Source organism: Acetobacterium sp. (assembly GCF_030652775.1).
Taxonomy (GTDB): domain Bacteria; phylum Bacillota; class Clostridia; order Eubacteriales; family Eubacteriaceae; genus Acetobacterium.
This window is the reverse complement of sequence record NZ_JAUSPS010000052.1, coordinates 88,098-112,428: the sequence shown is the minus strand read 5'-3', so window position 1 is coordinate 112,428 and position 24,331 is coordinate 88,098. Positions and strand designations below refer to the sequence as shown.

Annotated in this window: 20 protein-coding genes; 8 read left to right on the top strand and 12 right to left on the bottom strand. The window is 43.4% G+C overall.

The window, feature by feature from the left end; all coding sequences use genetic code 11:
- Positions 1-51: 51 nt before the first annotated feature.
- From Q7J41_RS09345 to Q7J41_RS09305, 9 genes are all read right to left on the bottom strand, one after another.
- Complete coding sequence (locus tag Q7J41_RS09345; RefSeq protein ID WP_304887418.1) at positions 52-885, bottom strand: protein-glutamate O-methyltransferase CheR; 834 nt, start codon at positions 883-885, stop codon at positions 52-54.
- A 16-nt stretch (positions 886-901) separates the two neighbouring features.
- Entirely contained in the window at positions 902-2,869 is a 1,968-nt protein-coding gene (locus tag Q7J41_RS09340) for an HD domain-containing protein (protein WP_304887416.1), read from the bottom strand.
- 37 nt (positions 2,870-2,906) lie between these two features.
- On the bottom strand, positions 2,907-3,935 hold the full coding sequence (locus tag Q7J41_RS09335; protein WP_304887414.1) for a sensor domain-containing diguanylate cyclase: 1,029 nt from the start codon (positions 3,933-3,935) through the stop codon (positions 2,907-2,909).
- 41 nt (positions 3,936-3,976) lie between these two features.
- A complete protein-coding gene (gene uvsE / locus Q7J41_RS09330) occupies positions 3,977-5,236 on the bottom strand; it encodes a UV DNA damage repair endonuclease UvsE (protein ID WP_304887412.1) in 1,260 nt (419 codons plus the stop codon).
- A 340-nt stretch (positions 5,237-5,576) separates the two neighbouring features.
- A complete protein-coding gene (locus tag Q7J41_RS09325; protein WP_304887410.1) occupies positions 5,577-8,000 on the bottom strand; it encodes an HD domain-containing phosphohydrolase in 2,424 nt (807 codons plus the stop codon).
- A gap of 171 nt (positions 8,001-8,171) precedes the next feature.
- A complete protein-coding gene (locus Q7J41_RS09320; protein ID WP_370651005.1) occupies positions 8,172-8,858 on the bottom strand; it encodes a CDGSH iron-sulfur domain-containing protein in 687 nt (228 codons plus the stop codon).
- A 72-nt stretch (positions 8,859-8,930) separates the two neighbouring features.
- Positions 8,931-9,230, bottom strand: a complete 300-nt coding sequence (locus Q7J41_RS09315; protein WP_304887407.1) for a cupin domain-containing protein — start codon at positions 9,228-9,230, stop codon at positions 8,931-8,933.
- A 91-nt stretch (positions 9,231-9,321) separates the two neighbouring features.
- Complete coding sequence (locus Q7J41_RS09310) at positions 9,322-10,299, bottom strand: DUF523 and DUF1722 domain-containing protein (protein WP_304887405.1); 978 nt, start codon at positions 10,297-10,299, stop codon at positions 9,322-9,324.
- A gap of 296 nt (positions 10,300-10,595) precedes the next feature.
- Complete coding sequence (locus tag Q7J41_RS09305) at positions 10,596-12,353, bottom strand: GGDEF domain-containing protein (RefSeq protein WP_370651002.1); 1,758 nt, start codon at positions 12,351-12,353, stop codon at positions 10,596-10,598.
- 226 nt (positions 12,354-12,579) lie between these two features.
- Between Q7J41_RS09305 and Q7J41_RS09300 the strand changes: the two genes are divergently transcribed.
- Both Q7J41_RS09300 and Q7J41_RS09295 read left to right on the top strand, forming a co-directional pair.
- Positions 12,580-13,755, top strand: a complete 1,176-nt coding sequence (locus Q7J41_RS09300; RefSeq protein WP_304887403.1) for an iron-containing alcohol dehydrogenase — start codon at positions 12,580-12,582, stop codon at positions 13,753-13,755.
- Complete coding sequence (locus Q7J41_RS09295; protein ID WP_304887402.1) at positions 13,727-15,223, top strand: HD domain-containing phosphohydrolase; 1,497 nt, start codon at positions 13,727-13,729, stop codon at positions 15,221-15,223. Before Q7J41_RS09300 ends, Q7J41_RS09295 begins: the two co-directional genes overlap by 29 nt.
- A 39-nt stretch (positions 15,224-15,262) precedes the next feature.
- On the opposite strand, the gene Q7J41_RS09290 is transcribed toward Q7J41_RS09295, so the two are convergent.
- On the bottom strand, positions 15,263-17,146 hold the full coding sequence (locus tag Q7J41_RS09290; protein ID WP_304887400.1) for a diguanylate cyclase: 1,884 nt from the start codon (positions 17,144-17,146) through the stop codon (positions 15,263-15,265).
- Between the two features lie 344 nt (positions 17,147-17,490).
- A complete protein-coding gene (locus tag Q7J41_RS09285; protein ID WP_370651001.1) occupies positions 17,491-17,685 on the bottom strand; it encodes a hypothetical protein in 195 nt (64 codons plus the stop codon).
- Positions 17,686-18,045: 360 nt separating this feature from the next.
- Between Q7J41_RS09285 and Q7J41_RS09280 the strand changes: the two genes are divergently transcribed.
- On the top strand, positions 18,046-18,543 hold the full coding sequence (locus tag Q7J41_RS09280) for a DUF6323 family protein (RefSeq protein WP_304887399.1): 498 nt from the start codon (positions 18,046-18,048) through the stop codon (positions 18,541-18,543).
- Positions 18,536-19,900 (top strand): DUF6179 domain-containing protein, encoded by a 1,365-nt coding sequence (locus Q7J41_RS09275; RefSeq protein WP_304887398.1) that lies wholly within the window; start codon positions 18,536-18,538, stop codon positions 19,898-19,900. Before Q7J41_RS09280 ends, Q7J41_RS09275 begins: the two co-directional genes overlap by 8 nt.
- 2 nt (positions 19,901-19,902) lie before the next feature.
- Here Q7J41_RS09275 and Q7J41_RS09270 read toward each other — a convergent pair whose 3' ends face one another.
- Positions 19,903-20,613: a flavodoxin family protein gene (locus tag Q7J41_RS09270; RefSeq protein ID WP_304887397.1), complete on the bottom strand. Its 711-nt coding sequence runs from the start codon at positions 20,611-20,613 to the stop codon at positions 19,903-19,905.
- Between the two features lie 214 nt (positions 20,614-20,827).
- Here Q7J41_RS09270 and Q7J41_RS09265 point away from each other — a divergent pair, with 214 nt between their 5' ends.
- The 4 genes from Q7J41_RS09265 to Q7J41_RS09250 all read left to right on the top strand — a co-directional run bounded on the left by Q7J41_RS09265 (position 20,828) and on the right by Q7J41_RS09250 (position 24,268).
- Positions 20,828-21,481, top strand: coding sequence for a TrkA family potassium uptake protein (locus tag Q7J41_RS09265; RefSeq protein WP_304887395.1), 654 nt, complete (start codon positions 20,828-20,830; stop codon positions 21,479-21,481).
- Positions 21,482-21,561: 80 nt separating this feature from the next.
- The gene (locus Q7J41_RS09260) at positions 21,562-22,128 is read left to right on the top strand and encodes a TrkA family potassium uptake protein (RefSeq protein WP_304887558.1); all 567 of its coding nucleotides are present in this window, start codon (positions 21,562-21,564) and stop codon (positions 22,126-22,128) included.
- A gap of 125 nt (positions 22,129-22,253) precedes the next feature.
- Positions 22,254-23,780 (top strand): TrkH family potassium uptake protein, encoded by a 1,527-nt coding sequence (locus Q7J41_RS09255; protein ID WP_304887393.1) that lies wholly within the window; start codon positions 22,254-22,256, stop codon positions 23,778-23,780.
- On the top strand, positions 23,765-24,268 hold the full coding sequence (locus Q7J41_RS09250) for a hypothetical protein (RefSeq protein WP_304887391.1): 504 nt from the start codon (positions 23,765-23,767) through the stop codon (positions 24,266-24,268). The genes Q7J41_RS09255 and Q7J41_RS09250 overlap by 16 nt, the downstream gene beginning before the upstream one ends.
- The last annotated feature ends 63 nt before the right edge of the window (positions 24,269-24,331 follow it).

Genomic DNA, 24,331 nt, shown 5'->3' with positions numbered 1-24,331 from the left:
TTTTGATGGATGCGCTCAACGACGCAATAAATTAACGAGCTTCTCTCACCGCTACCGATTGATCTGAAAAATAGGAGCCCCGGAAGACAACATCTTTAAATCCTCGTCTTTTCCCACAAAAGTGGATTCCGTCTCACCGGTAACTAAATAGCCACCCTCGGCTAGCGAACGTTTTAGTTTCTTGACAATCGCCCTTCTCACATCGATGCAGTAGTAAAAAAGCAGGTTGCAGCAAAAAATGATATCAAAATCACCAAAAATACTATCTGGCGGATTACTGGAATGGGAATCCAATAAATCATACTCCGAAAAATCAATCTTTTGTTTTAATCCCGGGGCAACCGTGTAAGCCTCTCCCTGTTTTATAAAATGGCTTTTCAGGTATTTCATCCGGATGTTGGCAACGCTATTCTCGTCATAAATACCGGTTTTGGCTGCCCCAAGGGCGTCTTGGGCGAGATCGGTGGCAAAAATTCGAAATCGCATCGGTTTTGACGAAGATTTTATCATCTCATCCAACAGGATCCCGATGGAATAGGCTTCCTGACCAGTGGAACAGCCAGCCGACCACACTCTGATTTCACCATTTTCCGGTTTCTGGCTAAGCAGATGCGGTAAAACGCACTGCTCCAACACTGCAAAGGTCAGCGGATTTCTGAAAAACTGGCTATAGGTAATCTGAAACGATGCCATTAAACAGTCTGCTTCATGACGATTTTCCTGTAAATACAAAGGGTAGTCCAACTTACCGACATTGATGCCCGTCATCCGCCGCTCCAGCGCTTTTACCAGAAAAGCATCATCATAGACGGTCAGGTCTTTTTTGTAGGTCTCTTTCATAATCCGAATCATCTCGAAAATGGAGTAATCTGTCTGCGTTGCCATTAGTATCCCCCCTGTTCTATCCAGCTGATTGTGATAATCTGCCGTTACTCTCTAATGAAATCATTTCCGAATGCATCACATCGACAAGCATTTTGGCCACCAGCGGATCAAAATGGGTTCCGGCACAGCGCTTGATTTCGGCAATCGCCTCGGCCTGACCCAAACCTTTGCGATAGGTTCGGTCACTGGTCATGGCGTCGAAGGAATCTGCCACTGCTACAATTCTTCCCTGCAGCGAAATCTCGTCGCCCTTCAAACCTTTGGGGTAACCTTGTCCATCCCAGCGCTCATGATGTTCCAGAATGCAATTGGCCATTTCTGAAAATTCATTTACTGAACTGAGAATCCGATATCCGATTTCAGGATGTCTTTGAATTTCCTTCCATTCATCATCACTGAGGGATCCTGGTTTATTCAGGATCTTTTCGTCAATCCCCATTTTACCAATATCGTGGATCAGTCCCGCTGTTCGGATCTGGTTGATTTCATCCTGATCCAGCATCATCCGCATGCCAATTTTTTCGCAGATTAGACCAACCCGGTTTGAATGCATCATTTCCCGATTGCTCTTTTCATAAAGGGTGTTCATAATCAGCTCAATGGTTTTGCTGCGCATGCTGGCGCTTTCGTAGAGCTTATGACGATACATGTCATCCTCAGCATTTTTAAGTACTTTCTGGATGTTCTCTTCTTTTCGGGTTTTTGTTCGGCTGCCAAAAGCAATCGAGAGTTTTAGTCCTCTAATTTTTTCTCGGGACGCTAACATTTCCAGTCTTTTGATAATCAGCGCCGCTGTTTCAGCATCGGTTTTCGCAAGAATAATAACGAATTCATCGCCGCCCAGTCTGGCAATCACATCTTTTTCCCGGCAACCGTTTTTTATGACCGTTGAAGCCATCTGCAGCAGTTCATCTCCGACGGCATGTCCAAAGGAATCATTGATCATTTTCAAACCATTGACATCGGCCATAACCAAGGTTAACGGGTAGTTTTCTTCGGTATCCAGTTTAATTAGGACTTCTTCATAAAAGCGCCGGTTAAACAGACCGGTCAGATAATCATGGTAACTCAGATAGCGGATTTCTTCTTCGGTTTTTCTGATCCGGGTGATGTCCTGAATCGTCCCAAAATTGCCACTATGGTTTTGGTTCTCATCAAATTGGGGGATCATCCGCATATTGATAATTCGTTCTTCACCATCCTGCCTAAGAATCCGGAAAATAAAATCAGCCGTGGATTTTTCCACCATCACCTTGTTGACTTTTTCCAGAACGCAAGAGATTTCATCGGGATGAACAAATTGGATAAACCGTTCCATCGCATTCACCTCTTCGACCGAAGTAACCCCGAAAATATTTAGAACCTCTTCGGAACAATTGAGTTCATCATTTTTAAAATCAAACTCATAACTCCCCAAATGAGCCAGCTTCTGCGCTTCAACCAGGGCTTTTTCGCTTCTTTTTCGGGCTTCATTTTCTTTTTCCAGAGCTTTCAGCAGCTTGAGGGTTCGGGCATGGGCAGCCTTTAACGACTCGGTCTGTTTTCTGACCCGGATGTCAAGTCGTTTTTTTTCATTCCGTTTGTGAATATTAGCTCCTCTGATCTTCGCCATCGCCCTGATTTGAGAAATCAGTTCCTGTTCATCGATGGGTTTGGAAAGAAAGCCTTCGCCGCCGCATTCCAGAGCCAGGATCCGATGTTCCCGATCCCCCCGAGCGGCCGTCACAAAAACCACCGGAATATCAGTCAGATCGGTTCGGGCTTTTAATTTTCGACACACCTCAAAACCGTCCATTCCGGGCATGATAATATCCATGAAAATAATATCCGGATCTTCCGCTGCTGCCATTTCCAACCCGTTTTTACCATCAAAAGCCATCAAAACAACGGCTTCCGGAAAAGCATCACGGATCAGGGCTTTTAAGACAATCACATTATCCCGGTTGTCATCAATCACTAAAATCTTTAATTGTCTCGTTTCCACTGCTCACCTCGTTCATCATTTTCCTTGGGATCTTTCATTACTGACATTCCACCCGGTTTCGGCCCTTCTCTTTAGCCCGGTTTCGGGCCCCATGGGCTCTGGAAATCAGGGTTGCCGGTAGCAAATCCTTGCGATAGGCTGATACCCCAAAACTGGCGGTTAATTTCCCAACGATCTTAAAATCAGTATTTTCAACGATCGTCCTGAATTTTTCAGCCAACGTAACGGCACCCTTTTCATCAGTATCCGGCAGAACAATCAGAAATTCCTCGCCGCTCCAGCGGCCGACAATATCCGTCACCCGGACATTGTCTTTAAGCATCGCTGCTAATGCCACCAGCAAGTCATCGCCCACCGAATTTCCGTAGACCTCATTAATATTTCGGAGTGAATCGACATCCACCAGAATTATTGCAAAAGGAGCTTCGGTGCGCTCTGATCGTTCCAGCTCAGATTGCAGAAATTCATCGATTTTGAGACGATTAAACACCTGGGTCAGTTTGTCCTTGATTGACAGCTGGGCAATTTCTTCTTCCAATCGTTTGATCTCGGTAATATCCCGGATCACGCTTAAGATATGCGGTGTTCCGTCAATGTTAATGGCCTGGGCCGAAACCAGACCGACAAACAGTTCATTATTCGCATCATTGACCGTGATTTCCATATTCTCACTGACCCCGGTTCGTTTAAGTTCAGCGATTAACTGCTCTCTTTTGTCCAATTCAAAATATAAATCGTGAATGTTAAAGGCTTCATCAATGATGGTCTTTCCCCTTGTCTGAATCATCTTAAAAAACGCCCGGTTATAGTACAATAGCCTTCCATCTTCCATGGTAGTAATAATGGTGGGATCGGGATACAAATCAAAAATCATTTCAAAATGCTTTCTGCAGGCACTTCGAATTCCCCGCACCATCTCATCGAGTTCAATAAAGTCCGGATCCTTACCGTATTTTTCCACCACATTCTGATCCGGCTTTTCTTCAGCAACAATGTTCTTCAGATAATTAATCAATTCTCTGATTTCAGCATTTAACATGATCTTACCTTGCACTTTCTGATTCATTATTAAAAATCACCTTCAATAAACCATCGACTTCATTTTATTCAAATAATAACATAATAGTATGAGTCCAACAGGTAGGTCAGTTCGTACTTAACGGTCATTTTCCACAAATTTTTCTTCACCTTTTTGATCGAAGCCTCGCCTTTTTCATACTGATCCAGCAGTTTTAAAAAATACTTCTTTTCGCTGGGTAGAGCAAGCGTTCTAAAATACCCCCAAATATGCTGAGCCACATTAATCGAGTTACCAATCGTCGTTTCTTTCTGAAACGACGTTTCAATCAAATTATAAAACTCAACACTCGGGTAACTGTCTTTATTGTTAAGCAGTTTTCGAATCTCCAGATAATCAAGTGGCGACCTTTCCAGTACGGCATATTTATACTTGCTCCACTCATGCTCCAGTTGATTCATTTCTTTTTTCTTGGTAGTGCAATTTATGCATTTAATCGCTGATAGATTCTTGTCTTTGACTTCCAGCATAATATCCAGATCTCTATCCTTCAAGCCCTGATAGAAGTCCATAAATTCGGTAATCCCGATGGTCCGGGAATGAGATCCCGATTTTTTTTCCGGATTCTGTTGGGAGTAATGGATCTTCTGAATGCCATCCAGGCTTCTCCAGGTGGTTTTACAGACATCAATCCAATAACAATCCGGCTGATTTTCATCACAGGGATTCACCTGATGATGAAGGTTATCAAAAACCACCGGGATGTCGAGAGCCTTCCCAATGATCAGAACATCACTGATGGTATAGGATTTATCATCATTTTCAATGACGAGTCGTTTCTTGACTGTTTGATCCAGCCGTTCGTAATTTTTCAGAAACCGTTTGACTGCCTGTTTTTTATCATTATAAACCCCACCTACGTGGATGATAATCTTATTTTCCGGACTCAGCCCCAGGCTGTCCATAATGCGGGCGTGATAATCCAGATCGGCAATGGCGTTCGTCACGATAGTTTCGTCCGCCGAGTTTAAAACCGTGTACTGTCCCGGATGCATCGAAACCCGCATCCCGCTTTTGGCAATTTTCTTGCCGATCTTCTTAAACTGCTTTTCAAACACTTCCCACCAGATGATCCGGTTAACCGGATTCGAACCAAAGGGGATGATGGATGAGCTGATTCTAAACAACTCAACCTTATTATCGATATTATAGTCAATCATATTTTCAAGCGCATTCAAATTATGCTTGATCAATTCAGTCAATTTTTCATCGGACGCATTTTTAAGTAAGCACGTTTTCAGCTCAGTATTTGGCACACCCACCGTTAAACATGCATATCCTATCCTCATAATAACCTTCTTTCCTATCCAATCACACAATTTGATCACTTTTTCACTTGCGATCTCGATCACATCAAAGCCTTAAAAATAACCATTATCACAAATCTCTCACCGATCCCCCTGATGTTGCGTGCATACATCGGTTCGCTAAGATATTCCTAATGGTTTTGTTTATTATATCAGAAATGAATCCGAATATACAGCGAATTGGGCTTAAAATCAATGATATCACAGTTAATTTTTACACAAAAAAGAGCCTGATATCAGACTCTTCAGCTTGTCGGATGATTTCCCGACGGGATTGATTCTTAATCGTTTAGGGCGCAGCTTTTCGCCAAACGCCCCGTTCTTATTTTTGATGGCCAACGCAAAACTCTTCAACCAGAACTTTTTCCACAAACACCCGTGTTACTTCGGGGTCAAACTGGGTTCCGGCGTTCTTTTTCAGCTCGCGGATGGCTGCTGTCTGACTCAGTCCTTTGCGGTAGGTTCGATCACAGGTCATCGCATCATAAGCATCTGCCACCCCGATAATTCTTGCCTGCATCGATATTTCTTCCCGTTTCAGTTTTTTGGGATAACCTTTCCCGTCCCATCGTTCATGATGTTCGTAGACATATTTGGCCATTTCTGAAAATTCATTGGATGAACTCAAAATCCGATAACCAATTTCAGGATGTCGCTGGATTTCCTGCCATTCCTCAAAGTCCAGAAGTCCTTCTTTATTGAGTATTTTTTCGTCAATTCCCATTTTCCCAATATCATGCATCAGACCGGCCGCTCCAATTTGATTGATGACATCCTTGCTCAACCCCATCTCGACGGCAATCGATTTGCAAATCTCGCTCACGCGTCGGGAATGGAGCATTTCCCGGCTGCTCTTTTCATAGAGCGTATTCATAATCAGTTCAATGGTTTTGTTCTTGATGCTGGCACTTTCGTAGAGCTTATGGCGATACATATCATCTTCCGCCCGTTTATAGATGTCATGAATATCCTGGTCTTCCATTTCCTTAATTTCGTAGCCAAAGGATATCGAAATATCGACTGCCCCGATTTTGTCATTCGAGGTCTTTGCTTTCAGCTCATTGATCACATCAACGGCCTGAAAAATATCGGTCTGGGGCAGAATCACGATAAATTCATCGCCGCCCAGCCTGGCGACAATACTATTTTCGGGAACGGACTCTGTTATCAGCTGGGCTGCTTTTTTTAGCAGCTCATCGCCCATAGCGTGACCAAAGGAATCGTTAATCAGTTTTAAGCCATTCACATCGGCCATGATCAGAGCAATCGGTAAATTAACGGGGGTATCCAGCCGGCCCAGTTCTTCTTCATAAAACCGTCGATTGTGCAGACCCGTGAGATAATCATGGTAACTTAGATAGCGAATTTCCTGTTCTGCTTTTTTTCGTTCAGATACTTCCGAAATGATCGTCGCAAATTGTTTAAATCGGGGCGAATAGGCAACCACTTCAAAATACTTGTCCACATGCTCATCATAATACTCAAAGTGGATTGGCTGGCTAGTCATCGCCACCTGTCCGTATTTTTCGATCCAATTATTATCAATTACTGGGAAGACTTCCCGGGCTGTTTTGCCGATGATATCGGCCCGTTTCAAACCAATTAGTTTTTCATAACTGTCATTGGCATCCAGATAGCGAAAATCGATCGGATTTCCAGATTGATCAAAGAGTACCTCATGCACCGCCAGCCCCTGAGCCATTTGGGTAATCAACAACCGGTGTCTTTCCTCGCTTTCTTTTAGGGCTATTTCGGCCTGGTGGCGATCGGTAAAATCCACCAACATATAACTGACCAGCTTGCGCCTGATATCAAAATTATTTTTATTGACATAGAGCCAGCGAATATCTTCCCCAACCTTTATTTTTACCGGTTTTCGTTTATGATCGCCTTTATCAAGAATTTTTAAGATTTCTGCAATGCTTTCTTTTTTTCCATCAAAAAAAAGGGTTGCAACGGGATTGATACAAATAATTTCATGATCGGCATTAATTAAAAATGCCACCTCGCCGATATTCCAGAAAGTTTGTTTCCAGCGATTGATTTCCAGCTCGAACAGATCATTTTTAACTTCATTCATCCCAATCATCGCTAAGATAAACAAAATCACCACTGGGGTGGGGTCGAGATATTTATCAAAGCCGATTAGAATCATCAGCACCGCAACCCAAGATACCTGGAGCGACAAGAGGAGAAACCGATAACTCTTTTTCAGACTCGGGGACTTTGATTTTTTAAGCACTTTTATTAATTCAATCGTCGAAAATAAGACAAAAATTGCATAATAGGCCAGAATCAGGTAATACCCGATGTTTTTTGAGGTACTGGCCACGAAAAAGCCATTAGCTGTTGTCAATTTTACCCAGTTAAAAGCCAAATGGTGAATCGGATTGGTAATATAAAGGATCCACAGAATACTGGAGACGGCAACTAAAAAATATTTAATCTGCCGTGATATTTTCTTTTTTACAAATTGCGAAATAAATAATATCCCAAATGTTGGAATAACGATTACTCCCAGATTCGCAAAATTTCGGGCAAAGATCATCATTTCGATATTTTGCGAATTAAGCGAAAGAAAATAACCAAATGCATAAATTGCCGCAGCAAACATCAGTGCCGAAAAGTAGTTAAACTCCCCGCCCACTTTTTGTTTTATAAGCTTGATCCCAACAAAAATGTAAATACTCGCAAGGATTGGCAATGCATATACGATTAAATTCAACAACACGTTTTGAAGATTCATACACTTCCTCGTTCCAGAGAGTCACCGGTAAATTATGCCCGTTCACAAATCAACCTGTTCTAACACAGATTTAGTTATTCTTAGCTGAAACTACATCATACCAGACAAAGGTTAAACAAACATTTGTCTGGTATGAATTTTTACCGATACCCAAATATTTGCTCAGCCGGATTATCGTTCATCCAGATATTTGATATGCACATGGGTGGCATCACAAAAGGGCTTATTTATGGATTCGCCACAGCGGCATAAGACCAGCCGATTTCGTCTTTCATAGAGGCTGCCATCCACCGCTTGCAGGGCAATGCCGCCTTTGACAAAGATGCCGCAACTCACCCCCCGTTCAGGATCCTGAAGAATAACAATCTCCGGCTCATATTCGGGTTCGATGGCAGTTCCGTCTTTTTCCATTGCGACTAAACGTCCGGCCGGACATTCACTGGCCGCATTAATGGCTTCTTCTTTGAGTCTGGGATCATCCGACTGTTTGATCAGCTGCCACGCAGTTCCATCGTTGCGGTGACAGAATCTGGCAAAGGCACAACGGTGATCATCCCACATATCCAGATCCGCTCCGATGAGAACCTCGGCGCGCTCCTCAAAATCAGCTTTCGAGGCCGTCTCCTCGCCATGAAACTCGCACTTTGAATGCTCGCCATCACAAAAAGGCGGATTTTTTGACTTTCCGCATCGACATAGGGTATAGGTTTTGGCTTGGGGAAGCTCTCGTCCGTCCCGATAAACATAGCCCTTTCCCTGAGAAGTGATTATTTTCTCTGACAGTTTAATGTTCCCGGTGACCACGTAGGGTCCGTCTTTTAAAATTTTAATTTTTCCAGTTATTCTATTTTCCATTATCAATCTCCGTACTTATCCGATCGCATTGAATCAATTTTAGCTGTTTATGCTTTTTTTGTAATTACGCCAATCTCAATAAAACACGCACAGCCAAATACAGGGCGGATCTACTGAGGTATCGGCGACCCGATGCTTCTGGTGAGGCGGGATTATCAGCGTATCGCCTTTTTCCAGGGTGATCGTATTGTCATCTTCAAATACCAGTCGAGCCCTTCCCTCTAATAGGATCACAAATTCGGTTTCCGCCTGATCGTACCAGTCGGACTTTTGACCGGTGCTGACAATCCGTTCGATCCGAACCCTTTCATTCTGCTCCAGAACCGAAATCAATTCTTCATCAATGGGGAACCCAGGTATTTCATAAATATTCATTTTTACCTCATCTATAAATCATATCATAGAATTGCGCCGGAAAACAGTTCTGCTAAAAAATTTCACTCGTTTCTGCCCAAATAAATCGCCATTATTTTCTGATCAGATCTTCCGTTTTTCCGGAATCGCTGATGTCCATCAGTTCTTCCGGGAAGGGCGCCCAGATACTCTGTTCCAGTAGGTAGCTATCGTTATATTTAATAACATAGGATTTAAGAATATTAATGGGAACACTCAGGGAAATTTTTCCGCTTTTATATTTTTCAAAGCTGTCCAGAATAAAGGTCTTTTCGGGACTAGAAAGATATTCCGAAAAATAACCGAAAATATGCATCATCACATTAATATAATTACTATACCGGGGAATTCTGAAAAAAGCAATGCCCAGATGTTCTTTATAGCTGCTAATAACCGAGGCCACTGGCAACTTTTCGTGATTGGCAACAATCCGCCCCAACACTTTTTGCTCTTTCTGATTGTAAGCCATCAATAGATATTTATTTTCGGCCTGAAATTTAACCAGCGCTGCCATGTTCCCAGTTTTTTCCATCTGGCGATAGCTACACATCGTGTAGAGTTTTGCCAGAAAATGCTCCCGTATTCGAAAATTGGTTAGTCGGCCTTCTTCTTCAATGGCCAGGTAGGGATAGCGTTTAAAAACCTGTTCAGCAAAAATACCCTGCCCTTTGATCGAACCGGTGGCTTTGGACTTACCAAGATAGACTTTGACATCCTTGGTTCCGCAAGATGGCGAACGCCCTTTTAAGATAAATCCATCTACCGCTTTCAGACTGTCAAAAAAATCGTGGCTGAAAGCAATCATTTGCTGTGTATATTCAGTCTCCGATGCCGGCTGATACAAAACAATCTGCTCGTTTTCCAGCACCAGGCGAATCGGATTTCGGGGTACCCCCAAGCCAATTTCGACCTCGGCACAAACGGGATGATAATCCACATAATCTTTCAGTTTTTCGACAAACTTATCAGGCAGGGTCTGTCCATTATAGCGGCAGGTATCAAAACCCATACATTTACTGACCACAACCTGGGGTCTTAATTCATTATTCATTTTCGCTCTCCTCGTTTAGATTGATCTTAACTCTTTCTTACCCATTTGCGGAAAGCTTCAATCATCCCGGCTCCGGCAGCCGCTGCAAACAAAAAAAGACGCGCCACACGCATCTTTCAGACTGTTAAAAAAGATAACCCAGTACCGACAATTGTTACATCATGTTGTCCGCATCGGAGCGGACACGGCAGAGCCTGTCCGATTCCGCAGCGAACAACAGATTAACAATTGGTCGGTACGGTAGTTTATCGACAACCTCAAAGACGCACCATGGGCATCTTTTTTATCTTACCAGATCAACTCAACAGGTAATTGCTGCCCTGTTTTTTCTTGCATTTCTTTTTTATTTTTGCCGCTGTTTCCGCCAACTCAAAGATGGTTTTATTATGATCGCTGGCCACTCCAGCAATGGAAACCGAGAGAAAGGGAAAATTCTCCTCGACATCCTTCCGGTCCTTGGAGGTGATATAGCCTTTGTCGATATCTTCTTTGTTATAGTATTTTACCACGGCATCATTAAAGGCATTAATGATATTGATACACAATTGTTCGGTTTTCTTTCTGGGAACAATGGCAATAAAATCATCCCCGCCAATATGACCAATAAAATGCTCGGTTGGGATCCGGGTTTTTAAGATCTCAGCAAACTCCTTTAACACCCGATCCCCATTTTCAAAGCCATAAAGATCATTGTAGGCTTTAAAATTATCCAGATCGAAATAGAGAATGGTTCTTTTATCTTTGGATTTGAGAGCCTTTTCCAGCTGCTGTTCAATCATCAGATTACCAGGAAGTTCGGACAGCGGATTCAAATGCTTGGCATAAACAAACTCAATTTCAATCAGTTTTTCCATCAGGTCTTTAACCGTCACAGTTCCCTGAAACTGATTTTTCTGGGTCACGACAATAAAGTCATAGATCTTGTCAAAATCCCGTTGCATGGCATTCTTGCCGACAACATCAATGGTCGCCAGGCAATCCACATGCATAAAATCCGTAGCCATGATCGTGGAAACCGGTTTATTGGCATAAAGAATATATCCGTATTGTCCGCTAATTCGTTTATACAGGGCATTTCGGGTAATCACCCCAATTGGAATCTGGTCTTCAACCACACAAAATCCCGACAGTGTTTCATTTTCTTTAAACATTTCGTGAACTTGTGAAACGAGAATATCCGGGGCAATGGTTTTCTCCAGTTTGCAAATGGACTCAATGCGATCGTCCAGCACCCGATTATCCAGCAGTTTCCGTTTATTGGCATTCTCTTCCATGACAATTTCAACCACATCCTTCGAGATTGAATTTAGAATTCCATTTGGTTTTTGAATGAAAAACCCCTGTCCGTACTGAACCCCAATTTCAATCAGTGTCAGTAATTCTTCCTTGGTCTCGATCCCTTCGGCAATCAATGAGGTTTCAGTATATTCCGAAAACTCGTTCAGACATCTTACCAGGGATTGTTTCGTCATGTCTTTATCAATATCCCGGATCAGTTTCATATCCAGCTTAATATAATTGGGATGAATATCGGAGATTAAATTGAGCCCCGAATAACCGGCTCCGGCATCATCAATGGCAATGCGATAATCCTGTTCCTTGTAATTGTCAATGGTTTTAATAAAGTCCGCCAGATGATTAATGGCCTCACTCTCAGTAATTTCAAAGATAATTCGTTTGGGATCAATGGCAAACTTCTCCAGATACTCCCGGGTAAAGCCTTTTCTGAATTGAGCGTCCTGCATGATATTGGGATTTACATTTAAAAAAAGTTTGAATTCACTTTCTATTTTAAAAGCCGCTTCAAAAGCCTTTGAACGACAGAGAAATTCCAACTCCCAGAGTTTGTTGAATTTTTGCGCACATTTAAACAGCATATCCGGTGTATGGAGCTGCGAATCCTCCGGTCCCCGACTAAGCGCTTCATAACCATGGACGCTTCCGTCCAGCAATGAAACAATGGGCTGAAAAACGGTCTTGATTTTTTTCTGATAAAGTATTTCCAAGAGCTCCCCTCTCAACCGCTCTTCTTCATTATTCTGATTGATATCCAAACACATTCCTCCCCCTTGTTGATGTCACAAATTATATCCATGGGAGACTGTTATTAATATTATCAACGTGTTAAATTTACGTTAATTATCAGCGGACACGGGTAATTAGTATAGATAATCCCTTTATTAGACTATCTGCATTTTAGGGCAACGCTATGTTTACAGATAGAATTTCAGCTGTTATACTAAAGTAACAGATTTTCAATAAGAATGCGAGGTTATTGTTATGACTGAAACCCTATTGGAACTAAGGAAATTTGTGATTCCGGAAATAATCATTGGTGTCGATGCCCGCTTATTAATTGGTCGTTACATCTCTCATTTTAATGCCAAAAAACCGATGATTGTAACGGATAAAGCTATTCATGACTTTGAATGGTTCCATGAAACCATCAATCTGATTCGCCCCCATGTTGAAAAGCTCTTCTTTTTTGATGAAACAACCCCCAATCCCAAGGATATTGAAGCGATGCTCGGGGCTGATCTTTTTTTATCGCTGGGTTGTGACTTGATCATCGCCATCGGCGGTGGCAGTTCCATTGACTGTGCGAAATGCATCAGCATCGTGGCTTCAAATGGCGGCAATATTCTGGACTACGAAGGTGTTGACGAAGTAAAGATGCCGGGACCACCGCTGATTTGTATTCCCACCACTGCCGGATCGTCTGCCGATGTTTCCCAATTTGCCATTATCAAGGATACCGCTACTAATATTAAACGGGCAATAATCAGTAAAAAGGTGGTGCCGGATCTGGCCCTTATCGACCCTGTTCCACTGATGACCATGGATCCCTATTTAACCGCCTGTACCGCTATGGACGCCCTCACCCATGCCATCGAAGCTTATGTATCAAATACCCATTCAGCCCTTACTGACGTTCACGCCCTGGAATCGATCCGCCTGATTAGTCAGGTAATTGAAAAATCAACAAGCCCTCAGCGAACCATTGAAACGATGTTTCAGCTAATGCTTGGTTCCCTCCAGGCCGGTTTGGCTTTTTCCAATGCCAGCCTCGGCGCCGTCCACGCCATGTCACACTCTATGGGTGGTCTGCTGGATTTACCTCATGGCGAATGTAACAGCATCCTGCTTGAGCATATCATCCGCATTAATTTTGAAACAGTTCCCGACCGCTATCGCAACATTGCCAGACAATTAGACCTGGCGGTTGATAACGTCAGTGATCATTTGCTGCTGGAAATGATTATTAACCGGATCGTTTCGATGCGGGAAAATCTAAATATCCCCCCCCGTATAATGGTGAATAATCTTGAAGAAAGCACGGTCGATTATTTGGTGGAAAATGCCCTGAATGATCCCTGTATGGTAACCAACCCCAGGGTTTTGACAAAAGAAGAGGTGAGGATTATTTATGGACGAGTATTGCAATCCCAAAAATAAGAAAGAAATTACCCGGGAATCGATTATCGGTCTGGGCGAAAACTCCTTTAAGAAAAATTACTACTCCGAACTGCAAACGAAACTGCTGGATCTGGAACGGATTAACAGCCGCACCAGGGCTTTAATCGCCACCATTCCCGATATTCTGCTGATCAGTAACGGCAAAGGTCAGATCACGCCACTGAATCCTTCACTGAAAACCACTGCCTTTGTCCTTCTGGAGATCATGCGAAACCAGATTCTGATGTCTGATTTGAAGCAGGTCATCGAACTGGTGATGCACACCCGGGTTTTATCCGACTATTATTTTTCGATGCCGTTTCAAGAATCCCTTCATTACTTTGAAGTCCGGGTGCAAATTTCCAGCTTCGATGAGGTTCTGATCATGATCCGAGATATGACCGAACGCGTGATCATGGAAAAGAAACTGCGCGATCTGGTCGACAAAGATACCCTGACCCATATTAACAACCGCCGTTTTTTTGAAGCCGAATTGGCCAAAATTAACAATTGGAACATTAAAAATTTAACCATCCTGCTACTGGATATTGATGGCCTTAAATTTGTCAATGACACCCTGGGGCATTTAATGGGGGATCAGGTGATTGTATCGGCCAGCCAGGTCATCAGCAGCTGCTTTCAATCGATGGGGATTGTTTCCCGGGTTGGCGGTGATGAATTTGCTGTGATTGTCAAAAATCAGCTGCCGGAGAACATCGAAGCGGCACTTGAAAAGATGAATGAACATTTAAAATGTCTGAACGAATTGCCGGATGCAACCTTTAAAATCTCCCTGTCCTACGGCTATTCTTATCACGCTGTCGGTTTAGTCAGTACCGATTTCCTGTTCCAGGAAGCCGACAATAATATGTATCAGAATAAGCTGCTCAAAGAATCCAGCACCCGAAACAATCTGGTTAAAACCCTGATGAAAGCCCTGGAAGCCAAAGATTATGTCACCGAAGGCCATACCAATCGGATGGGCACCTTGGCCACCCTGATCGCCCAGGCGCTGCGTTTACCCCAGAATGTGATGGATCGGATTCAGTTATTGACTAAATTCCATGATATCGGCAAGGTTGGAATCCCCGACAGCATCCTCAAAAAACCCGGTTCTTTGACCCCTGATGAGTGGAAGGTGATGAAAACCCATTGTGCCATCGGCGAACGGATTGCCAATGAATCCTCGGAACTTAGCGAAATTTCCCACCTCATTCTAAAACATCAGGAAAAATGGGATGGCAGCGGCTATCCGCTAGGGCTAGCTGGCGAAGATATCCCGATTGAATGTCGGGTTTTAGCGATCGTTGATTCCTATGATGCGATGACCAATGACCGTCCCTACCGTGCGGCGCTCGCCCCTGAAATAGCGATAAACGAGATTATTTCCTGTGCCGAATCCCAGTTTGACCCCGGCATGGTAAAGATCTTCTGCAAGGTGATTGAACAACACTTAAGGCCCCAATAATGATCCATTACTGAGGCCTTTTTTTCATCCTTTTCGTACTTATCGGGTTATCTTGGTGGTATAGGTGTTCTCATCAATAATCACTTTTTCCAAGGCCTCCACCACTTCCGGATCATAATGGGTACCGACATTTCGTTTCATTTCATCCAGGGCCTCATCGATACTGATGGCCTTGCGATAATCTTTATCCGTTGTCATATCATCAAATCGCTCGCCGACAGCAATAATCCGGGCGAGTTTGGGTGTTTCTTTACCCTTGAGTCCCTGGGGATAGCCGGTTCCGTCCCAACGTTCATGATGTCCCAGCACCACATTGGCCAGATCCATTGTATGATCAAACGCATTCAAAATCCGATAGCCGACGACCGGATGCAATTTCATTTCTTTGTAGGTGTCATCCACCACATATTCATTTTTACTGGCCACCTCTTTATCCAGGGCAACTTTTCCAATATCATGGAGGTAGGCCGCTTTTGAGACCTTATTGATTTCTGCTTCAGGCAACTTCATCTTGCGGGCAATTTTTTTGCATATCTCACTGGTTCTTCTGGCATGTTCAGCTTCTGCTGGCAATTCGCCATATAGCTTATCCAGAATAACATTAAAGGCATCTTCCTTCTTTTTACCCCGATTCAGGGTTTTTTTCATATACATATTATCTTCGGCACTGGCAATGATGACTTCGATATTTTCTTCCGGTTCATACTTTGTTGCCACGCCCAGGGAGACGTTCCCCTGAATCGATTTTATTTTTTCTTTACTGAAATTATCTTTGATTCGCTCAGTAAGTTTTTGAGCATCTTTCTTTTCAGTTTGCGGCAACAGGATGGCAAATTCATCCCCACCCCAGCGGGCGATAATATCGTCAGCCCGGCAGACTTTTTTAAATATTTCCGAAACCTTTTTAATTAACTCATCGCCGGCTTCGTGGCCAAAAATATCGTTTGTCAATTTCAATCCGTCGACATCGCCAATAATGACTGAAAGGGGCAGATTTCTTTCGGTATCCAGACGAACCAGTTCTTCTTCAAAAAAGCGGCGGTTGTATAAACCAGTCAGGGCGTCATGGAAGCTATTATACTCAATGGCGGCTCGTTTTTCTTTCTTTTCAGTAACGTCTCTGAAAATGACAATGACTCCGTCGATATGCCCTTCGTCATCACTGATGGGGGCAATGCTGTCTTCCAGATGGAGTTTTCGGCCGTCTCTGGAAACCAGTACCGCATGGCTGTCAAATTCCTTCATATTGGTATCTTGAAAGGCTTCCTCAATGGGATCTGGAACAACTTCACTGTCCTTTTCATGTTCCAATACAAAGACCTGGGAATAGTGTTTTCCCATGGCTTCCCTGGCCGTCCAGCCGGTCATTTCCTCGGCCGTGCTGTTGAGCATTTCGATCTTTCCCATGGGATCGACAATCATCACACCGTCACTGATTGACATCAATGTTTTCAAATATTTCTCACGGTTTTTTTCCGACGCCGAGCGGATATAGGCACCGACACCAAATTTTCCATTGAGCAGGTCAACGGGAAATTTGGTGGTTTTGAAAATTTTACCTCGCCACAGCATCTCATCGGTCACAAAGGTTTTTGTCGCTAGTACTTTTTTATCTGTTTTTCGCTCTTTTATGGCCATCTTTTCTTCCAGAATTTCGAAATCATCCTGTCCGATGATTTCTTCTGAACTGATTCCATAGAAATCTTCCATCGCCAAATTGACAAAGATATAGTTGAATTCATCATTTTTTAACGAAACGGGTATCTCCTCAGACTCGATGAAGGTCTGAACCAGCTCATTAAAGCGACGAATTTCCCGTTCTTTTTTTCTTTTTCGGCCTTTTTTGATACTTAAGTACAGACCTAGACCAAACAAAAAAAGAATAATCAGGATAATTGCAATATTCAGTGCTGTTATTTTCATAGTTTTCCTTCTTCAATCATCGGTTAACGTTTAACCGTAGTGATCTCTTCCTGTTATCTTAAATTCTCTGCAAAGGCTGGCATTGCCCAGTCTTATTGCCATCACTGCAATTAGTCTCTTTTCATGCTAACCAATCTGCCGCTGATCTTTTACCTGGCATCATTTTACGCTTGCTGCTGTATTATATCAGTTCCACCCTGTGATCTGTTTAAAAAACAATTTTTAATACGATGCATTCGTTTTTTTATTATATTTGCAATTTTCAATTAGTTCTAGTATGCCATTTTTAGGCATTGATCGTCAATAGATTTAATAAAATTCAAGATCCGTGAAATCCTGTTTGTTCATATATTATTATTCAGGTAGGGCAGAAGTTCATCTACCTGCATCCCATCAATTCCACCTGCACCCTTGTTTTTCTTCACCTGCTTATAGGCCAGATTCAGATTGTCACGGTTTAAAATTTCCTCCAGCAGTCCATCCGTCTGCTTGCTTGTATTGGTGATTTCGGTTTCAGTTATCTTTGGTGATTCGCACACGTCTGCATATGTTTTCTGTTCGTCAGACCGGAAGTTTGCCGCCGGCTTCCTTCAGATTCCCCGTCGCCGGGGACACCCTTGCCTTAAGCTATGCACTTGGCACTACCTACCCGTGCTCGGGACTTTCACCCGTTAGATTGCGCCCATGCCGGGCGCACCAAAAAAAGGCCGACACTGTTTCTTAAACAAGGTCGGCCTTACATTAAAATGATTGATTTATTTAGATATCCGTGCTATCATAAATGATACACACGCAAATAACCCATTTTATTATTTTACAAACAAATGATACCACATATTGCTTGTTTTGTCAATATGTATTTTTAAATCAACAGTTTTTATTTTAGAGAGGTACCCAATATGTCATTTGATCTTATGTTGTTTGACCATTTTCTGATCGAAAAACAGGCCGTTTCGGAAGTGCTGTTATGCAATAAAATTACTGAAGACTATGCACTGGTGTTGTCCGAAGAACAGGCGCTGGAACTGGTCGAAACCCGATCCTATTCGCTGAAAAATTTTGGTCGCATCGAGTTTGGCGGCGGAATCATTGAAAAAGTAATCCTGACCTTTGCCGACACCCCCTATATCTCCCAATACCGCTATGCCGAATTCTTGAATGAGCTGGTTGAGATATTTTATTATTTTAAAAATGAAACCCTGGATTTGATGAGCGATGATGATCTCATCGGCTATATGAAAAAATATTTTGATGGGGTCTGTCAGGGCTCTCTGGATCAACTTAAATTTCGGGAACTGGAACGGATGGCTAAAAACGTGCGGCTGGGACTGGATCCCGATTATAATGATCTGTATGATAGCGAAAAATTGATGGAAGAAGAGGATGACGATGAATAATAATCTCAAAAAACAGACCAAGATTGATGTCAATAAACTGAGTGGCGAATTTTATTTTCAGTCGCTGCTCCAGGAGGCCTATGTCAAGGGCGCACTGAGCCCCAAAGAATCCGAGCGCATTCAGCTGGAGTGTCTTAAACTTCTGGCTGACTGTACCGAACGGTTTACCAAGGGCAAAAGCAGCTCGGTTCGGGTTGAAATCGCCCAGGGAATCATGGCCTCCAACCTCTATACCATCGGCATCTACCTTAAATCGCTGCCCGATGTGGACGCCGCCCTCTTTCATATTGAAAATGAACCGATTGAAAAGCTCTATGAATATGGTTATCAGGTGCTGAAGCGGAAAATAAACGTGGCCAATTATTTTTTTAACCGGGTTCGCAAAAGCAAACTCAAAACCGCCAATCAAGCCTATAACATCACCATTGACCAAGGTTTTAAGCCCTTTTTTGAAAGCTATGAAATCAATTTTCATGTCCATGAGATCCCTAGCGACATCGACTATCAACTGATCCATCCGGTAACGGATCTGGCTGGAGTTGAGTTCGTCATCAAGTATCTAGAAAGCCTGTATTATGAAAACTTGTTTTGTTCCTATTTTGATGCGGATATCATTCATGAAGTGATGAGCGGTTATGATGAATCCTACAAAAATCTGCTCGATAATATCGGTGCCCAGGTTTTTCAAAATGCACTGGGTTGCCAATTATTAAATGTTCCCCTGTCGCCGCTGGATTTCAGCCCGGCTGATCTCAATGGGCTGGATAAAAAATTAAAAAGTCGCCATCCGGCCGAGCTCCAAAGGCAATTAGAAATTGCGGCCTGGGAGTTGATCACCGATCTGGAACTAACCAATCCATCATTGAAAAAATACCTAATCGCCAGTCTCCCGCAGATCACCACCACGGTTCACAAGGGACTGGCCAGCCACGCTCTCAACAAGGTTTTTGTGCCCCGCTATAATCCCAATATCAAGCCCCTTGTCCACTACAATATGGGGATTAAAATGGATGACCAGGCTTATCGCGAACTGGTGGTGGAGTTTTTGTCCTGCCGCTTTTTCGACGATAAGCTGGCTATCATTAAAGAGCATATTAAAACCCTGGCCGATATGGAAGACCTGCTCATTGCCGGCGAACTGGAGTCCCCCGAAGCGGCAATGATCTTTGATCTGCTGGAGGACATTGAACTGGCCGTACTGACCAAACGTCATCCCCTCCATCCGGCCATTGACGCCATTGATTATTCAGCTTCCGAAATCCGCCTGCAGCAAAATTTGGATGCTTATATGCGTGCGCTGCCCCGCGATCGGTTAGCCCAAATTCTCAGCATGACCACCGCCATCGAGGTCGTCTGATCTTAAAAGGGCTTCGTCCCGTTTAGCCAACCATGGGCTTCCCAGTGATTACGATCGGTGGGATTCCAGTCATTCTTTATCATCGCCTGCTTCATCATCTTAAACATCATTTTTCTGAATAAGGGTGCCGTGCTGTGCTCGATATTAGCCACCGATGCGGTGGCTTTTTTTGCCAGTTGTGCCATCTCTTTTTCAATTTGACTGCGCTTCTTTTCAGGTATGTCACTCCATTTCATGGCCGCCACTCGCTGTTTGCTGGCAAATCGTTTTTTGACACCCCAAAATTTCAGACTGTTCTGCATCGTTTTGGTGGTATGGGCAAGCCCCGCTCCAGCCGTAGTAGCAAAACTGATCCCCACCTTATTAAACATCTTCGGATTGGGTCGGTGACTGAGCCACATAAAACACAGATGATCCAACAAGGCTTTTAGCTGTCCGCTAACATCCAACCCGTAAACCGGAGAGGTTAGAATCACCAGGTCGGCCTCTTCCAAAGCGGCAACAATCGGCTGGATCTGGTCGGACTGCGGGCAGCTGTCTTCGCCTTTTAAAAAGCAGGAAAAACAGCCGCTACAAAAATCCGCCATGTCTTTAGGCAGATAAAACTCTCTGACCTGAGTTTCTTCCCATTGCGCAATCTTTTCCACTAGCAAGTTCTTACAATGCCAGGTGCTGCCATGGCGCATGGTTCCATTGATTACGGTTATCTTCATTTTTCCCATCTCTCTCTCAAATTAACGCCTGTTTACCTCATTATAACGAAAGACTGTTAATTTTTCAACGCTTATCCATTAACATTAAATTTATATAAGGTATTAATATCTTTATACAAACTTTATAGGAACTGTGATAATTTTTTAGTAGGATAAATAATAACAACAATACTTAATTTATCCATCATCTCAGCTTCATATTTAGGAGAAAATTATGCACATCATTATTGTTGGCTGTGGCAAGCTAGGCAGTACCTTAGCCAAAGAGTTATCCATCACTGGATACGACATTTCCGTCATCGACCATGACAGCGAAAAATTGAATGTTCTGGGGAGCGGTTTTAATGGCTCCAAATTTAAAGGCATTGAATATGATAGCGATCGTTTGCTTGAAGCTGGAATCAAACGCGCCAATTTTGTTTTAGCGGTAACCGCTGATGACAATATTAATATTACGGTGTCCCTGATCGCCAAAAAGATCTACAATGTGCCACGAATCATTGCCCGTGTCGGGGATCCCAGCCGAAAACATATTTATGACATGCTCGGTATTGATACCATTTGCCCCACCCAGCTGGGGGTGGAGATCCTTAAACGGAAGATCTCAGAAAAAAATGTGGAAGTGCTTGCGGTCATCCAAGAAGACACTGAAATTATTGAACTGACCGTTAAAAAACACAAGCCTTATACGGTAAAAAGCATCGAAGAAAAATACCACTGCATTCTGTCCGGCTTAATGGTGGCCGATCGCTTTGTTTTTCCCAAAAAAGATGAGCTGGTTCCTTATGGTGCAAAAATCATCTGCACCATTCTAAAAAAAGACAAGGATAAACTCATTACATCACTGGCTAAGGAGATAACACTATGAAATCAATCATTATCGGCGGCGGAAAGGTTGGCTATTATCTGGTCAAGACCCTTAAAAAAAGAGGCTAACACGTCGTCTTAATTGAAAGAAACAGTGCGATTTGCCAGAAAATCGCCGAGGATATCGACACTGAAATAATTTGCGGTGACGGTACTGATCTGGAAGTTTTAAAAGACGCCGGCATCCAGGAGGCTGAAATTATTGCCGCCGTCACTGGAACCGATGAAGAAAATCTGGTGATCTGCGAAATTGCCAAGGTCAGTTTTAATATCAACAAAACAATCGCCCGGATCAATAATCCCAAGAACATTTCCATGTTCAAAGCCTTGGGGGTGGATAAGACGGTTTGCAGCACCGAGGTGATTGCCAATCTTATTGAATACGAATTTGACAAGGATAATTTTAAACTGATCCATACCTTTGAACGTGGCTCCATGATTCTTGTGGAAATCATCATTCATGCTGGTGACAGGTGGTCCAATCAATTTATCCAAAACATGGATTTGCCCGCCGAATGCGTCATCACTTCAATTCTTAGGGATGAACAAGTCATTTACCCCAGAGGTGATACTCAGTTTTTAGAAAATGACAAGGTGCTGGTCATTACCAATAAGGCGGCTTTAGCAAAATTAAAAAAATACCTATAACGGGGAGGACAATAAAATGGAATCACGAAAAAATGAACTAATGGGATTGATGACAGAACTGCTGTCGGTATCAGCATATGTGCTGATGTTTTTTATTCTAACCCTTGTGGTGATTTAGTATCGCCATGAATACTTTTAAAGGACGTTTTTACAGTATCTTTATTATCAGTTACTATACCGGTTTTGTTGTTCTCGGCATCGCCCTGCTGATGGTTCTGCCGATTTTGACAGCGGTGGCACTTCAGGAATGGAATCCCTTTTGGGACTTTGTCATTACCATGGCTATTTCTGTTATTCTCGGCCTGCTCCTCATTATAATCGGAAAGCAGACCCGCCTCAACAAGAGCTTTGTCCAGTGGAAACACGGTTTTGTGGTAGCGTCACTTTCCTGGATCATTTTGATGTTTTTGTGTGCCATTCCCTATTTGCTCAGCGGCCATGTCAATTCGCTTTTGGATGCCTGTTTTGATGTCATGAGCGGTTTTACCACCACAGGAATGGTATTGACCCAGGATCTGGATCATATCTCGCTCAGTTTAAACATGTGGCGTCACATGCTCACCTTTATTGGCGGTCAGGGCATGGTTGTTCTGGCGCTGACCTTTTTATTAAAAGAAACCGGCGGTGCCTACATCTTTTATGTCGGTGAAGCCAAAGATATCGACCTGGTTCCCAATGTCAAGGGGACGGCTCGGATCATCTGGAAAATCAGCATGGTTTATCTGCTCATCGGAACCGCGGCCTTGTGGATTGACGGCATGACCATCGGACTAACCCCCCTGTCGGCATTTTTTAATGGACTGTTTATTTTTGCATCATCCTGGAGCACCGGTGGTTTTGCCCCCTATACCCAGAACATGATGTATTACCATAGCTTTTCTTATGAGAGCCTGACGATCATCTTTTTTATTCTGGGTTCACTGAATTTTGGCCTGCATTATGCAATTCTTTCCGGTAATAAAAAAGAATTGATCAAAAACATCGAAACCCAGAGCTTTTTTATCACCTCGTTTCTGGCCAGCGTTCTGGCCGTCTTGTGGTTGGCCCGGACCGGCGTTTATAATGATGCCATTGCGATATTTCGGCGGGTTGTTTACAATGTTTTATCCGCCCATACCACCACCGGGTTCGGTTCGGTTTATGCCCGACAATTTGCGTTGGAGTGGGGTGACTTCGGGATTCTGATTCTCGTCATTGTGATGCTAATTGGCGGCTCGGCCTGTTCCACCGCCGGCGGCTTTAAAGGACTGCGAGTTGGCATCATCTTTAAAAGCATCCTTGCTGATGTGAAACGCTTGTTGGCTTCAGAACGTAAAGTCAAGGTCTTTCGCTTCCACCACATTAAAGATCAGATTCTGGCGGATGGTCTGGTGAAGGCTTCTGGACTGATCATCATCTGTTATCTGATCACCTTTGCCATCGGAACACTGATCGGAACCTTTTGCGGTTACCCGCTGGCCAGTGCCGCCTTTGAATCTGCCTCGATTACCGGAAATGTGGGATTATCTATCGGTATCACCGCCACTGGCATGCCGGCAGTTATGAAAGTCTACTATATTATTGCCATGTATCTGGGCCGACTGGAATTCCTTTCTGTTTTCGCCCTCATCGGCTTCATCATCGGAGGCATAAAAAAATGTTGGACAAAATAATAAAAACCCTTATTCTTACGGTGAGCCTGCTTTTCTGTTTAAGTGGCGGGGTATCAGCCGCTGATGTGGTCGAACTAAATCAGCTGGTGGAAAATGCCGAAGCAATGGACGGTCAAACCGTCACCGTTACCGGTGAAGCCATTGGTGAAGCGATGGAACGCGGCGATCATGCCTGGGTCAATATCAATGACGGTACCAATGCCATGGGCATCTGGATGCCACTTGACGATGCCCAGAGGATTAAGTTTTTTGGGGACTACAAACATATTGGTGACCAGCTACAGGTCACCGGCGTGTTTAACCAGGCCTGTGCCCAACATGGTGGCGATGTCGACATTCACAGCAACTCCATCACGGTTATAGAGGCCGGTTATGTCACCGAAGAATCGGTTTCGTCTCCGAAAATCATCATTGGCTTCGTGCTGGTATTTCTGGCTTCAGTGCTCGGATTTATCTATCTAAAGATTATAAAAAAAAGTGATGGCTAAGCCATCACTTTTTTTTATGATTCTATTTAATTTCTATTCTTCTTGAACTTCGATCGGGACATT

Excerpts from the sequence above, each read along its gene's own strand:
- Q7J41_RS09345 (WP_304887418.1), bottom strand. The coding sequence starts at position 885 with ATGGCAACGCAGACAGATTACTCCATTTTCGAGATGATTCGGATTATG.
- Q7J41_RS09335 (WP_304887414.1), bottom strand. The coding sequence starts at position 3,935 with ATGAATCAGAAAGTGCAAGGTAAGATCATGTTAAATGCTGAAATCAGA.
- uvsE (WP_304887412.1), bottom strand. The coding sequence starts at position 5,236 with ATGAGGATAGGATATGCATGTTTAACGGTGGGTGTGCCAAATACTGAG.
- Q7J41_RS09325 (WP_304887410.1), bottom strand. The coding sequence starts at position 8,000 with ATGAATCTTCAAAACGTGTTGTTGAATTTAATCGTATATGCATTGCCA.
- Q7J41_RS09315 (WP_304887407.1), bottom strand. The coding sequence starts at position 9,230 with ATGAATATTTATGAAATACCTGGGTTCCCCATTGATGAAGAATTGATT.
- Q7J41_RS09310 (WP_304887405.1), bottom strand. The coding sequence starts at position 10,299 with ATGAATAATGAATTAAGACCCCAGGTTGTGGTCAGTAAATGTATGGGT.
- Q7J41_RS09300 (WP_304887403.1), top strand. The coding sequence starts at position 12,580 with ATGACTGAAACCCTATTGGAACTAAGGAAATTTGTGATTCCGGAAATA.
- Q7J41_RS09295 (WP_304887402.1), top strand. The coding sequence starts at position 13,727 with ATGGACGAGTATTGCAATCCCAAAAATAAGAAAGAAATTACCCGGGAA.
- Q7J41_RS09290 (WP_304887400.1), bottom strand. The coding sequence starts at position 17,146 with ATGAAAATAACAGCACTGAATATTGCAATTATCCTGATTATTCTTTTT.
- Q7J41_RS09280 (WP_304887399.1), top strand. The coding sequence starts at position 18,046 with ATGTCATTTGATCTTATGTTGTTTGACCATTTTCTGATCGAAAAACAG.
- Q7J41_RS09275 (WP_304887398.1), top strand. The coding sequence starts at position 18,536 with ATGAATAATAATCTCAAAAAACAGACCAAGATTGATGTCAATAAACTG.
- Q7J41_RS09270 (WP_304887397.1), bottom strand. The coding sequence starts at position 20,613 with ATGAAGATAACCGTAATCAATGGAACCATGCGCCATGGCAGCACCTGG.
- Q7J41_RS09265 (WP_304887395.1), top strand. The coding sequence starts at position 20,828 with ATGCACATCATTATTGTTGGCTGTGGCAAGCTAGGCAGTACCTTAGCC.
- Q7J41_RS09255 (WP_304887393.1), top strand. The coding sequence starts at position 22,254 with ATGAATACTTTTAAAGGACGTTTTTACAGTATCTTTATTATCAGTTAC.
- Q7J41_RS09250 (WP_304887391.1), top strand. The coding sequence starts at position 23,765 with ATGTTGGACAAAATAATAAAAACCCTTATTCTTACGGTGAGCCTGCTT.